A 12,475-nucleotide genomic window follows, 5' to 3' on the forward strand; every position below is an offset into this window, starting at 1 on the left:
CAATGCTGTTAAAGCACCGGCTCGACGAGTGTTGATACAAAGGGAAAGCACTACCGCCGTTGATCTTCTGCCGCATCGGAGCAGTCCAGCGACGCGTTTTGGACTGTGGCCTAAGGCAAAGGGGGATTCCAAAGGGGGCGAAATTCGCCCCTAATGCATATAAGAATGTGCCGCCGTCACCGCGACATAACCCCTTAAGAGTACTGCAATCGGTGCAGCCGAAGGCTTGATATAAACCTCAACACTTAACTGTGACACAGCCTATTTCATTGGCAAGCCGATACCACTCAACCGCTTTATCAACTACATTAACGCTGACTGCCCCACGGCCGTCACCCCATCTTTGTTATAGGTTAGGTATGAAACACCAGCAGTGTCAGCACTACTTGTTAGCTAAGCCCGAAACGACTGAGTCTAATCCGTTTGGCCCAGAGGTAGCGGTGTTTAAAGTGGCCAATAAAATGTTCGCTACTCTATCTTGTAAACGAGACAAACAGCACTGGTGGATGAACCTCAAGTGCGACCCCGATGAAGCACTGGCATTACGAGATATTTTTACCGCCGTTATCCCTGGCTATCATATGAACAAGAAGCATTGGAATAGCATTATTCTCGACGGCTCAATTCCTACAGGGGAGATCCAACGCATGATCGATAACTCTTACCTGTTAGTGGTTCACTCGCTGCCCAAGCAAGCGCAAACGGCACTGCTATTACAACTCAAGCATCACTGTTCAACTGGGTAACGACAATAATCTCTTGCCTCATGCAATCTGCGCATAGTTTTAGCAAATGAATACTATTTGCAAGCGAGTCACTACGCTATCCCATTGATTATCAATCAACCACTATGCATTTTATACATAATGCCAATGCGTTCAAATCAATATCCTGTAAAACCGTCCTACGCTAAAGTAGCAGCCAATTGCTACTCAACAGGATAAACGCCATGTTTAACGCTCTGGTTTTAAACCAAGAAGGTAAAGCGACGATCGCTGCCGTTACCCAAATCGACGAATCACAGTTGCCTCAAGGCGATGTGTTGGTTGCGGTGGACCGCTCCTCTTTGAACTACAAAGATGGCTTAGCCGTTACCGGTAAGGGCAAGATCATTCGTAACTTCCCAATGGTGCCAGGCATCGATTTCGCCGGTACCGTAATTGAGTCCGCCGACGAACGCTTTACTGCGGGCCAACAGGTTATCCTAACCGGTTGGGGCGTTGGTGAGCGTCACTGGGGCGGCATGGCAGAAAAGGCTCGAGTTAAAGCCGATTGGTTGGTGCCAATGCCGCAACAATGCGATGCCGATAAAGCGATGGCGATTGGCACCGCAGGTTTAACTGCCATGTTATGTGTGCAAGCGCTGATCGACGGTGGAGTAACCACAGATAGTGGTGAGGTTTTGGTAACCGGCGCCTCTGGTGGTGTGGGTTCTGTTGCCGTCACTGTGCTATCTAAGCTGGGCTACAATGTGGCAGCACTAACCGGACGTGTGGATCAAAACGGTGAGTTGTTGAAGCAATTAGGTGCAACCACCGTCCTTGAACGCAGCGAACTGGAAGCGGACGGCCGTCCACTAGAAAAAGGACGTTGGGCCGGTGTAGTCGATACCGTAGGGAATACCGTGTTAGCCAATGCATTGGCGCAAACTGATTACAATGGTGTAGTTGCAGCTTGCGGCTTGGCCGGTGGCTTTGCGCTCCCAACAACGGTAATGCCGTTTATTTTGCGTAATGTGCGCCTGCAAGGGATCGACTCAGTAATGTGTCCGGTTGCCGTGCGCCAACAAGCGTGGGACAAGCTGATCGAGTTGCTGCCAGAGTCATTCTACACTCAGGCTACCGAAACCATCGATCTTGCCCAGGTACCGCAGTACGCTGAAGCGATCACCAACGGCCAAGTTACAGGTCGCGTTATCGTTAAAATGTAAATTGCTCCGCAACGACTCCCACAGCCCAAGCGCTTAATGGCACTTGGGCTTTTATTTGGCTGTGTCAAAGTTAGCTGTTGAGATTTATCTCAAGCCTTCGGCTTTACCGGTTGTGGCGTTTGAAAGGGTTATGTCGCGGTGGCGACGGCACATTCTTGTATGCATTGGGGGGGAGCTTCGCCCCCGTTGGAATCCCCCTTGCCTTAGGTCGCAGCCTAAAACGCTTCGCGGGACCACTCCAATCCGGCAGAACATCAGCGGCGGCAGTGCTTAACCCGTTGTATCAAAACTCGCCTTGCCGGCGCTTTAACAGCATTGGAAAGAACAACACTTAGTTGGTACACAGCCTTTTTATTTTAATTCGCCGCTAAGCAAGCTTTGGGTCGCCAGGGTTATCTGTTCGCGCAGCCAGCGTTGGCCCGGATCGTACTCGGTGCGTGAGTGCCAGAACAGCTGGTAGTCGATGCGAGGCATGGTAAACGGCAATGTCTTTACAACCAATTGGTGCTGTTGTGCCACCATTTCCGCCATACCAGAAGGCATAATTAGCATCACGGCTTGCAGCGGCAATACCGCCAAGGTGCTGTCTAGGTTCGGACTGCGGATCAACGGTGGTAACACCCCGTAATCCATCATCGCATCATCAAGCAGTGCCTTAACGCCATCACTCACGGCGATAATCGCGTGCTGATATTGGGAAAAATGACACTCGGTAAGGTCCTCTTGCGCCAATGGATGATCCGCTGCCACCAGACAACGCACTCCCACCTGCCCTAGCTCTTGTCGGTTCAGTGGTGCTGGTGCGTTAGTATCGCGGCATATCGCCACATCAACCCCTTTGATACTAAGCTGAGCTAACAATTCCTGCTGCTGTACTGGGGTGATCTCAAGTCGCAATTGCGGTGCCTGCTGATAAAGCCGTTTTAAGATCAGTGGAATACAGGCCTGCATGGCAAAATCAGTAACGGCAATGGTAAAACGTTGCTGACAGCTCTGCGGTGAAAACGTTTTCGGTGAAAATAGGTTGCTCAACTGCGCAATCGGCTGTTGCAGTTGCCGTTCGCATTCAAGTGCAAACTCGGTTGGCTCCAAACGTTGCCCAACCCGATTAAACAACGGATCGTCGAGCATCTGCCGTAAGCGCGATAAGATCCTACTGGTGGCTGACTGGCTAAGGTGTAAACGTTGCGCCGCCTTAGTGACGCTGCGCTCTTCCAACAGTACTTGCAACGCGATCAACAAGCTCAAATCACGGCGATATAACTCTTCCAATTCCATCCAGTATCGATCCGCTTAGCTATGCCGTTTAAAGTAATATCCGCTTAGTTTACTGAACAGCTAGCAAACCCACTAGTTGTAAACCGATAAAACTGAATGGTTACGAGTAGAGCAACGGCGAATGCTTCATAAATCGAATCAAGCCCTCAAAATAACGGCTGTGTCACAGTTAAGTATTGAGGTTTATATCAAGCCTTCGGCTGTGCCGATTGCGGTGCTTTAGGGGAGGATGTCGCGGTGGTGAGAGCACACTCTTGTATGCATTAGGGGGGAGCTTCGCTCACTTTTGAATACCCCTTGCCTTAGGTCGTCGTCCAAAACGCTTCGCTGGACCGCTCCAATGCGGCAGAAGAACAACACTTAGTTGATACACAGCCAAAATAATGCGCTAACAGGGAGCTTTCTCAGTAACATGTGTTGGCAAATGGCAGTGTGGTGCTGCATGGGGTAAGCCCAACAACTGCCCAATAGCGAAAGAGTTTGCTATTGGGCAATTATGTAGCTCAAACAGGGTGGTTATTATCAATGGTTAGCTCGGATTTACTCTGCTGAAGTAGCACTCCAACTTTAGCCTCACCGTTACTTCCCTTTGAATCGCGCTGCACGTCGTTCCATAAACGACGCCACACCTTCGGCAGCGTCTTCTGAGTTCATTACCGTTGGCATCTCATCAAACACAGCGTTGAGTGCAGCTTGCTCCCCATCAAAGCGCGCCACTTTAGAAGAGCGCAGCGATGCTTGAACACCTAGAGGAGCGGCGTTGGCAATCTTTGCTGCCAACTGCGCCGCCTTTTGTGGCAACTCTTCCCGTTCGCACAGTTCGTGCACCATACCCCACTGGTGTGCTTGTGCACCACTCCACTCGTCACCAGTCAGCAGGTGGCGCTGGGCATTGCCCCAACCAATCACCTTAGGCAAACGAATTGTACCGCCACCACAAGGGTAGATCCCGCGTTTCACCTCCAATTGCGCGAAGCGAGTGGTCGCAGTAGAGAAGTGATAATCACAGTTTAACGACAGCTCTACCCCACTGGTATAACAAAGGCCATGAGTGGCGATGAGCAGTGGCTTTGACAATCTAGGTCCAGTAACACCGAACGGGTCGAGCTCACCCTCAGCCGGCTGAGGAATGCCGCCAGCGGCAAACACCGGTGCCCACTGATCCAGTTCAATCCCAGCAGTAAAGTGCTTACCGGACGCTAGAATCACCCCTACCCGCAAATCGTCGTCATGCTCAAGCTCATACATCGCTTTAGCCAAACCATGGTAACTGGCGATATCTAACGCGTTGTATTTCTCAGGCCGATTAAAGGTAAACGTTAAGATATGATCTTTTTTCTCTACAACAAATGCGCTCATGCTGCACTCCTTGATACCAAGTATATTAACTAGTTACTTCCTGCCAACTGCTCACATCAATGAGCCAGCATTTGCAGGATCACACTGGACTAGCTGAAACCAACGGACAAGGCTAAACCGATAGAGGGTGCGCTTAGCCCCTGACCCGCCAACCAATATGGGTGTACCAAGTATTAAAACCAATCAGGTTGCATCGCCGAGCAACTGTCATCAAAGTCGGTGAGTAACCGTGCTTGATGCTCAATCTCTGGCAATTCCCACTGGATAAAGTACTGCGCCGCTTGCAGTTTACCGGCGACAAACGCCTGATCGTCCGCTAGCTCACTGGATCCATAACAGACCAACGCCCGCTCGGCCATCTTTAACCAGATCCAACTTACAACCAGTTTGCCCATCATATCGAGGAACAGCGCCGAGTTTGCCAGCGCTTGTTCAACCTTGCCCTGCTTTAATGCACCGCCGAGGGTTTCTATGGTGCTACTCACGGTCAGTAGGTGAGCGGCAAAGGTGTGCAGTTGTGGTTTGAGTCGAGGCTGTACCTCAATCAAAGCCACCGTTTGTTGAAACTCCGCCATGAGCAATTGCAGCCCTTTACTGCCGTTTTGCCACAATTTGCGCCCAAGCAGATCAAGCGATTGAATGCCGAAGGTTCCTTCGTGAATAGGATTAAGGCGATTATCGCGATACAGCTGTTCGAGATTGTACTCACGGGTGTAGCCCGCTCCCGCTAAGACTTGAATGGCCAGATCATTGGCACGTGGGCCATAGTGACTCGGAAATGACTTAACGATTGGCGTTAACAGCTCCAATAATTCAGCCGCATCGCCATCGTTACCTGCCTCAGCCTTATCAACCAATTGAGCGGCGTACAAGCTCAATGCCATCGATCCTTCAGAATACGCTTTCTGTGCCAATAACATCCGCTTCACATCACTGTGCTCAATGATATTAACCGGTTTAGAGTGACTGCTTTTCTCAGTCGCCTTACGGCCTTGTGGTCGATTCTTAGCGTAATCGAGTGACTCAAGGTAGCCACGATAACCGAGGGCAGATGCGCCTATGCCAACCCAGATCCGCGCTTCATTCATCATCTGAAACATAGCCCGCAGTCCTTTGTTGGCTTCGCCTATCAGATAACCAGAACAGTTGCCGTTTTCACCAAAATTAAGTGCGGTTGAGGTGGTGCCACGGTAACCCATTTTATGGAGTAAGCCGGTTAGTTGAACGTCGTTGCGAGCCCCTAAGCTGCCGTCATCGTTAACGTGAAATTTAGGCACAATAAATAACGAAATGCCTTTGCTGCCAACTGGCGCGCCTTCGATTCGTGCCAATACCAGATGGACGATGTTCTCCGTGATATCTTGATCACCACCCGAGATGTAGATTTTGTTGCCACTAATAAGATAGCTGCCGTCATGCTGGAGAATCGCTTTGGTGGTTAAATCCCCAAGAGAGGAACCGACATCTGGCTCGGTCAACGCCATGGTGCCAGAGAAACGCCCAGTTAACATAGGCTCTAAATAGCGCTGGCGTTGCTCTTGTGTACCAGAATGTTCAATTACATTGGCCGCAGCACCGGTAAGGAAGGGGTAGGCCGCGGTTGAGATATTGGCTGCCGCGAACTGAGCACCAATCGCGGCATTAATGGTATACGGCAGCTGCATGCCGCCCACCTCGTAACTCTTGCCCGCGCTCAGGAAGCCCGCTTCAGCGTAATGCTTCCATGCAGTTTTTACGGCATCAGGAGTGGTGACCGTTTTACCATCAAAGGTTGGTTCGTTTTCATCTGCAAGTTTGTAGTGGTTGGCATAATGTTCGGCTGCAATGCGGTGGGCAGTGTTAATAACCTCATCAAAAATGGTGCGGTCGTGATCTGCAAATCGGTCTAGCTGCAACAGCTGCTCCGAATCCAGCAGGTCATATAACAAGAATTCCAATTCTCTTTGGTTGATAAATTCACTCATCTGCCATTTTTCCTTAAACCCTATTTGTTTTAAGTATCTGGCTTTTCTTTCATAACCACGATTGTCATTATGGACACTCATGGTGTTAAAAGTGACATACGGATATGTTTAAGATTGTCATCGTCGGTTTTGATAAGGCGTTAGCAACAGCCATTGCTGGCATTGCTGATATCTTGTCGTTAACCGGTGTAAGCTGGAATCGAATCCAGCAACAGAGCCCTACCCCACGTTTTGATGTAAAAATTGCCAGTAAAGATGGTGCCGCCATTGAGTGCATAAATGGCTTACAACTTAACGCCCACATCAGCTTTGCCGAAATAGATCGCCCCAGCGCGATTGTTATTCCCACTATTGGTGGCCACATCCCTGAGGTTCTGGCAGAAAACCCAGAAGTAATTAAGTTAATTCGCCATGCGGAGCAACAGGGCTGGATCATCGCGGCCAACTGTACTGGCAACTTTCTGTTAGCCGAAGCCGGTGTCTTAGATGGTCGGGTCGCCACCACCCATTGGGGTTACGAAGCGCAATTTAAGCAGCGTTACCCCAAGGTTGATCTGCGCACCGAGTTGATGCTAACTCGCGACGACAACCTATTTTGCGCCGGTGGTGGTCAAGCGTGGTTTGATTTGGCGCTGCATATGATTGAACAGGTATATGGCTACGATATGGCACTGGAAACCGCTAAAGCGTTCGTACTCGATTACCACCGCGACAGCCAACAAAGCTATTCGCTGCTGAAGCTAGCAAAACCGCACAAGGATCCACTGGTTAAACAGGTGCAGCTCTATCTAGAGAAACACTTCGATCAACCTCTGCCACTAGAACAATTAGCAACACGCTTTAATATCTCCAAACGGACTCTAATTCGGCGCTTTAATCAAGCCCTTGATATTGCCCCTAACAGCTACATTCAATCACTGCGCATTGAAGCCGCGCGTAAGCGCTTAGAACAAACTAATCAGACCGTCGAACAGGTAATGAATGGCGTCGGTTATGAGGACACCAGTTCGTTTCGACGCTTGTTTCGCAGCGTGACCGGCCTAACCCCAACCGAATACCGGCGCCGCTTCGGACGTAAGTTCGGCGCTTAAGAAATAATATTCGAGCCAAAATCACAACTAACTCTATAACGTGAATGAGTAAGCGCACCGCGCTACAGTGCGCCTGCTAACGTTTGTTGCCCCTGCAGGTGAACATGTTTACTTTTATAAAATTTTAGGTTCAAAAAAGTTGTGAATTCCATTTATTTGTGACGTTCCCCTGAGAACTCTCAGTGCTTGCTGATGATTAATAAATACATCGATTCCGTTGTAATAAGAGCGAAGTAATCATCATGGTAACTCGACGTAAGTTTCTAAAGGGTGGCGCAGCCGTTTCGGTTGGCAGCGTCTATTACGGGTCACTCACCTCTCTTCTCACTGGCGTACCTAGCCAAGCTATCGCGGCAGAGCACATCACCATCCGTGAACACGGCTTAATGGTTGCTGATCCACGGGTTTGTGTTGGCTGTCGACGCTGTGAAATCGGCTGTAGCTGGAGCCACGAACAAGGCGACGTTAGTCCAACCTACGCCCGTGTAAAAATCGAAGCCAACATGTTGTATGGACCAAGTGGCGTCCATGATACTTACCACAACCGCCAAGGTCAGATGGGCGACCGTACCATCGTTCCCGCCACCTGCCGCCAATGTGACACCTGCATGGATGCTTGTAATCAAGACGCCATCAGTGTGAATGAAAAGACCGGCGCCAAAATTGTTGATCCAGACAAATGTATCGGCTGTGGCGTTTGCGTAAAGAACTGTCCGCAGGACGTTATCGTAGTTGACCATCAGCGTCACCTCGCCCTCAAGTGTGACCTCTGTGATGGTGCGCCAAACTGTGCCCAGATGTGTCCAACCGGTGCCATCCGCTTCTACACCTGGGAACAGGCAGACGAAGCCCTTGCCAACTACGAAAACTTTATGCAATCGGTCTAATTAGGAAATCCAGATTATGAACAACAATCAACCTGGCGGCTGGGCCGGTAAAATCCTGCATATCGATCTAACCAACTACCGTTCGTGGACTGAATCAACCGAGCAATACCACCAGTTTATTGGTGGCATGGGCATTGGTTACAAGGTGCTGTGGGACGCTCACAAAGATGGTGCCAAAGCTACCGACGCTTCAACCCCAGTGGTACTTTCCGCAGGCCCATTAAGTGGTTCTGGTGCTATCTGTACCGGCCGTACCACCATCACCTCACTTAACCCGGTAGTGAAAGGTCATTTGATCACCGACGGTCACTTTGGCGGTCACTTCTCCCCGGCACTCAAGTACGCTGGCTACGACGCTGTTGTAGTTGTGGGTCAGTCAAAAGTACCAGTATGGGTACGTATCGAAGACGACGTAGTTACCTTTGAAAACGGCAACGACGTTTGGGGCAAAGGGATGTTTGATACCTTCAAACACCTCAATGAAAAAGCCGGCGCCAACGCCCAGATTGCTGCCATTGGCCCTGCTGGTGAAAACCGAGTACCGCAGTCCACCATCCAAACCCAAGGTGGCCACAGTGCCGGCGGCCATGGCGCGGTATTTGGCTCGAAGAAACTGAAAGCCATCGCTGTTGTCGGCACCGGTGCTGTAAAAGTTGCCGCCAGCAACGAAGAGATGCGCCAGCTCGACGACCACATTCTTGGCATCATCGGCGCCAACAACAATGGCGTAGTGCCAAACCAGCCACAATCGTGGGCAGAACACCACAGCAAAGGCAGCCGTTGGCGCGGTGGTCCAGGGGTTACTTGGGGCACCTCTGACAACCCAATCGAAGTGGGTGAAACGCCTTGGAATGACAAGCAAAAAGTCGGCTTCCGTACCTCCATGGCAGAAATGTATTTCGGCCGCGAAGAAGCCAACAAGCACATGAAACGCGCTGGTGGTTGTCACTCTTGCCCAATCCGTTGCTTCTGTGAAATGAAGAACCCACGGATGAAGAAGAAGTACAAGCTACCAACCGAGCACATCACCAACGTTTGTCTCGGTTTCCTTGACCCATGGTATGCCATGGGCAAGCCGAAGCATTCCGAGAAGCGTACCGATATCCAAACCGTTGGTGGTTACCACATGGATGATATGGGCGTGTGGAGTGCATACGGCCAGCTGTCTCACCTGATGCGTGAATTTAGCAAGCGCGACTTCTGGAAACAGTTATTGCCTGCGGCTGAATACCAAGCCATCGACTGGCAAGCTTGGAAGGATCAGGATGCATCGGTACTGGGCGACTTCTACCAGCGGCTGGCGCTGGGTGCCAATTACCAAGGATCCAACTACCTGGGCCGCTTCCTTGGTGCCGGTTTGCATAACTTCATTAATGAGAAAGGTCAGGTACTTGATATTCAAGCGGTGCTAGACGGTCGTGATGCGGCAGTAATGCCACTTGTGTACGCGCTGGAAAGCGATGGTTCGCACAAGGGACACGAGTACAACGTCTTTACCGATAGTCACATCAAGGTATTCAACCGCTCTATGGTTGGCGGTGTGCATCACGCCAGTGAGTCTGCTGGCCAAGTTGGCGCCCTACTTAATACCGTATTTAACCGAGACCCTCAGTGTCACTCTCACATCAACTTGATCAACAGTGGTTTACCGCACGCGAAGATCCAAGAGGTTGCAGCCAGCCATTGGGGTGAAGGTGCCTTTGATAAGGTCAAGCACTACACTGCAGTTAACCCAGCTAAGGCTAAGTTTGCTAAATGGTGTTTGGTTAAAAACGTACTGCACGATTCACTCACCGTATGTAACTGGGTGTTCCCGCTGCTGGTATCGCCAGATAAGAACCGCAGCTACTTAGGTGACAGCTCTATCGAAGCGCAGATGTTCACCGCGGTTACCGGAATCAGCACCAGTGAGCAAGAGTTGGATCATCAAGCGGAATCGGTATTGCAGCTGCACCGTGCCCTAACCATCCTGCAGATGAACAACATGGATCAGCGTGCTAGCCACGATGTGCTTGCGGATTGGGTTTACGATATGGATCCAACCAAGCAATTTGGCGATGAAGGCACCATTAAGATGGACCGTGCCGACATGGTTGAAGCGCTGGATCTGTTCTACGTCGAAATGGGCTGGGATAAGAAAACTGGCGCTCCTACCCGCGCTACCCTTACCAAGTTTGGTTTAGGCTTCGTCGCTGACGAATTGGCCAAACGCAACTTGTTACCGGCGTAACGATGAAGGCGATTGTTGAATACGTTCGCCTGTTGAGCAGCCGTGGTCGCGTGATCACGGCTGAGCAAGCCGCCGCCATCGCTGGGGTTGAGTTGGAGCAAGATATTCAGGCACAACACCAAGCATTGGTTGCTGAGCCTGAATTTCACGACGTAGTGTTATGTTGTGAACAAGATCAGCACTTCCTGTACTCAAATCAAGTAATGGCTGACAGTTATGCAGCTCAGTGTGTCGCAATTGAGTGTGGCGAACCGTTGCGAGCGATGACAACGGAGGTCTCGCGGTTTAGCGGCCTAGGCGAGTTGTTGCCAGCCACCACCTTTAGCCATCCGCCCTACAAGTTGACATCTGAACAGCTTGAGCAACAACGCTTACTGCTGTGCGAACAACCCAACATCGGCTATGTCGAAGGCAACGATGGTGACGGTTACTTATACGACAGCAACCACATTAGCGCCAGCTATGCCCAAGTGTTAGCGGATTATGATGAGTTTGAGCACTGTTGCTAAATAAACCAAAAGGCAACCAACACTGGTGTTGATTGCCTTTTTTCGTTTCATGCTATCACCAAGCAGCAACTTAGCTGGGACCGTTTAGCTACTAGACTCGAGCTTGCTGTGCATATCTTGCTTAACTATCTCCAACGCCGCTATTGCCACTTCGGGGCTAACTTCATTGGTTTCCAACAAATAGATCAAATCAACCGCCAGCTTAATGTGTTCAGGGGCTTGTTCTAGTTGTGATGCTTGTGACATAAGTAACTCCAGCACTCAAGCTTGTGAATTGGGCTAAGGCTTAACTGACCGCAATCAGCTGCGTACTCAACCACCACATCGGCACCGCACAGATGGTGGTAAGCACAAACCCAGGGTAGAGAAATCGCGATGCCTCTTTGGACTCATCGCGGTAGCACCAGCAGTAAACCAGCGCGGTGGGGAAAAACAGTAAAATTCCCAAACCAAACAGATAATGCTTGTGCCCTAGGGCAATCATTGCACTCCACAGCACGCCGACAAACAACAGCGAGGCCGAAACCGCCAACGCTAAGATTGCTCCCACTACACCCCACTCCATGGCGACTCCTGTTTTGCCATTATCTTTGCTCGGCAAAGCATACCGATTTATCTGCCCCGAATCCGCTCTAATGTGTCCGTTTTATGCAGATAAAATCGGTACCGCTAGGCTGTAATCACTGCATCACCGTTTTGACGATGATATATTTAACCCATCTGAGGTTTATCATTATTAGAAGTTATGGCACATATCCCATCGAACTACTCATCACTAGAGCAAGGCTATCGCGACAAGGCACTAAAACTGTTTCCATGGGTTTGCGGCCGCTGCGCCCGTGAGTTCCAATACTCCGCCCTTCGTGAGTTAACCGTGCATCACATCGATCACGACCACAGCAACAACCCAAGTGACGGTTCTAACTGGGAGTTATTGTGTTTGTTCTGTCACGATAATGAGCACGAGAAGTACACCCAAGCCGCGGCTTACGGCAGTACTGTTCAAGCCGGCGAAGATCTAAAGCGTGAAGTCGCCACCAGCAACCCATTTGCCGATCTCAAGGCGATGATGGCAGCGAAGAAGTAGCGATGATGCGCGCCGGTCCAGCGATCGGCGCGGCTTATTAACGTTCAAATATTGCTGTCTATACAGCACCGGTTCGCCCACCGCCAGCAATTCCCCTAGACACCATTAACAACCGCAAAAACGTTAACCGGTTTTATATA

At 50.4% G+C, this 12,475-nt stretch carries 12 protein-coding genes; 7 read left to right on the top strand and 5 right to left on the bottom strand.

Annotated features, from left to right (window positions below; all coding sequences use genetic code 11):
* Positions 1 to 359: 359 nt before the first annotated feature.
* The gene (locus tag HER31_RS08725; RefSeq protein WP_168660213.1) at positions 360 to 746 is read left to right on the top strand and encodes an MmcQ/YjbR family DNA-binding protein; all 387 of its coding nucleotides are present in this window, start codon (positions 360 to 362) and stop codon (positions 744 to 746) included.
* Positions 747 to 949: 203 nt separating this feature from the next.
* Complete coding sequence (acuI, locus tag HER31_RS08730; RefSeq protein ID WP_168660214.1) at positions 950 to 1,930, top strand: acrylyl-CoA reductase (NADPH); 981 nt, start codon at positions 950 to 952, stop codon at positions 1,928 to 1,930.
* 351 nt (positions 1,931 to 2,281) lie between these two features.
* Here the strand turns inward: acuI and HER31_RS08735 are convergent, their stop codons facing one another.
* The 3 genes from HER31_RS08735 to HER31_RS08745 form a co-directional block, all read right to left on the bottom strand.
* Complete coding sequence (locus tag HER31_RS08735; RefSeq protein ID WP_168660215.1) at positions 2,282 to 3,208, bottom strand: LysR family transcriptional regulator; 927 nt, start codon at positions 3,206 to 3,208, stop codon at positions 2,282 to 2,284.
* A 579-nt stretch (positions 3,209 to 3,787) separates the two neighbouring features.
* Positions 3,788 to 4,567, bottom strand: a complete 780-nt coding sequence (locus tag HER31_RS08740; protein WP_168660216.1) for a crotonase/enoyl-CoA hydratase family protein — start codon at positions 4,565 to 4,567, stop codon at positions 3,788 to 3,790.
* Between the two features lie 173 nt (positions 4,568 to 4,740).
* Entirely contained in the window at positions 4,741 to 6,531 is a 1,791-nt protein-coding gene (locus HER31_RS08745; protein ID WP_168660217.1) for an acyl-CoA dehydrogenase, read from the bottom strand.
* Between the two features lie 104 nt (positions 6,532 to 6,635).
* Here HER31_RS08745 and HER31_RS08750 point away from each other — a divergent pair, with 104 nt between their 5' ends.
* From HER31_RS08750 to HER31_RS08765, 4 genes are all read left to right on the top strand, one after another.
* Positions 6,636 to 7,622, top strand: coding sequence for a GlxA family transcriptional regulator (locus tag HER31_RS08750; RefSeq protein ID WP_168660218.1), 987 nt, complete (start codon positions 6,636 to 6,638; stop codon positions 7,620 to 7,622).
* A gap of 242 nt (positions 7,623 to 7,864) precedes the next feature.
* A complete protein-coding gene (locus HER31_RS08755; RefSeq protein WP_168660219.1) occupies positions 7,865 to 8,509 on the top strand; it encodes a 4Fe-4S dicluster domain-containing protein in 645 nt (214 codons plus the stop codon).
* Between the two features lie 16 nt (positions 8,510 to 8,525).
* Entirely contained in the window at positions 8,526 to 10,739 is a 2,214-nt protein-coding gene (locus HER31_RS08760; protein ID WP_168660220.1) for an aldehyde ferredoxin oxidoreductase, read from the top strand.
* 2 nt (positions 10,740 to 10,741) lie between these two features.
* The gene (locus tag HER31_RS08765) at positions 10,742 to 11,248 is read left to right on the top strand and encodes a hypothetical protein (protein WP_168660221.1); all 507 of its coding nucleotides are present in this window, start codon (positions 10,742 to 10,744) and stop codon (positions 11,246 to 11,248) included.
* Positions 11,249 to 11,332: 84 nt separating this feature from the next.
* On the opposite strand, the gene rsmS is transcribed toward HER31_RS08765, so the two are convergent.
* Together rsmS and HER31_RS08775 are read right to left on the bottom strand one after the other, a co-directional pair.
* Positions 11,333 to 11,494 carry a pleiotropic regulatory protein RsmS gene (gene rsmS, locus HER31_RS08770; protein WP_168660222.1) on the bottom strand — a complete coding sequence of 54 codons (162 nt, stop codon included), beginning with the start codon at positions 11,492 to 11,494 and terminating at the stop codon, positions 11,333 to 11,335.
* Positions 11,495 to 11,534: 40 nt separating this feature from the next.
* Positions 11,535 to 11,798: a hypothetical protein gene (locus tag HER31_RS08775; RefSeq protein ID WP_168660223.1), complete on the bottom strand. Its 264-nt coding sequence runs from the start codon at positions 11,796 to 11,798 to the stop codon at positions 11,535 to 11,537.
* Between the two features lie 195 nt (positions 11,799 to 11,993).
* On the opposite strand from HER31_RS08775, the gene HER31_RS08780 reads away from it, so the two are divergent.
* Positions 11,994 to 12,335 carry a YajD family HNH nuclease gene (locus HER31_RS08780; protein WP_168660224.1) on the top strand — a complete coding sequence of 114 codons (342 nt, stop codon included), beginning with the start codon at positions 11,994 to 11,996 and terminating at the stop codon, positions 12,333 to 12,335.
* Positions 12,336 to 12,475 lie beyond the last annotated feature (140 nt).

This window comes from Ferrimonas lipolytica, from assembly GCF_012295575.1.
GTDB classification, from domain to species: Bacteria; Pseudomonadota; Gammaproteobacteria; order Enterobacterales; family Shewanellaceae; genus Ferrimonas; species Ferrimonas lipolytica.

Coding starts and splice junctions, on each gene's coding strand:
- HER31_RS08725 (WP_168660213.1), top strand. CDS start 360: ATGAAACACCAGCAGTGTCAGCACTACTTGTTAGCTAAGCCCGAAACG.
- acuI (WP_168660214.1), top strand. CDS start 950: ATGTTTAACGCTCTGGTTTTAAACCAAGAAGGTAAAGCGACGATCGCT.
- HER31_RS08735 (WP_168660215.1), bottom strand. CDS start 3,208: ATGGAATTGGAAGAGTTATATCGCCGTGATTTGAGCTTGTTGATCGCG.
- HER31_RS08740 (WP_168660216.1), bottom strand. CDS start 4,567: ATGAGCGCATTTGTTGTAGAGAAAAAAGATCATATCTTAACGTTTACC.
- HER31_RS08745 (WP_168660217.1), bottom strand. CDS start 6,531: ATGAGTGAATTTATCAACCAAAGAGAATTGGAATTCTTGTTATATGAC.
- HER31_RS08750 (WP_168660218.1), top strand. CDS start 6,636: ATGTTTAAGATTGTCATCGTCGGTTTTGATAAGGCGTTAGCAACAGCC.
- HER31_RS08755 (WP_168660219.1), top strand. CDS start 7,865: ATGGTAACTCGACGTAAGTTTCTAAAGGGTGGCGCAGCCGTTTCGGTT.
- HER31_RS08760 (WP_168660220.1), top strand. CDS start 8,526: ATGAACAACAATCAACCTGGCGGCTGGGCCGGTAAAATCCTGCATATC.
- HER31_RS08765 (WP_168660221.1), top strand. CDS start 10,742: ATGAAGGCGATTGTTGAATACGTTCGCCTGTTGAGCAGCCGTGGTCGC.
- rsmS (WP_168660222.1), bottom strand. CDS start 11,494: ATGTCACAAGCATCACAACTAGAACAAGCCCCTGAACACATTAAGCTG.
- HER31_RS08780 (WP_168660224.1), top strand. CDS start 11,994: ATGGCACATATCCCATCGAACTACTCATCACTAGAGCAAGGCTATCGC.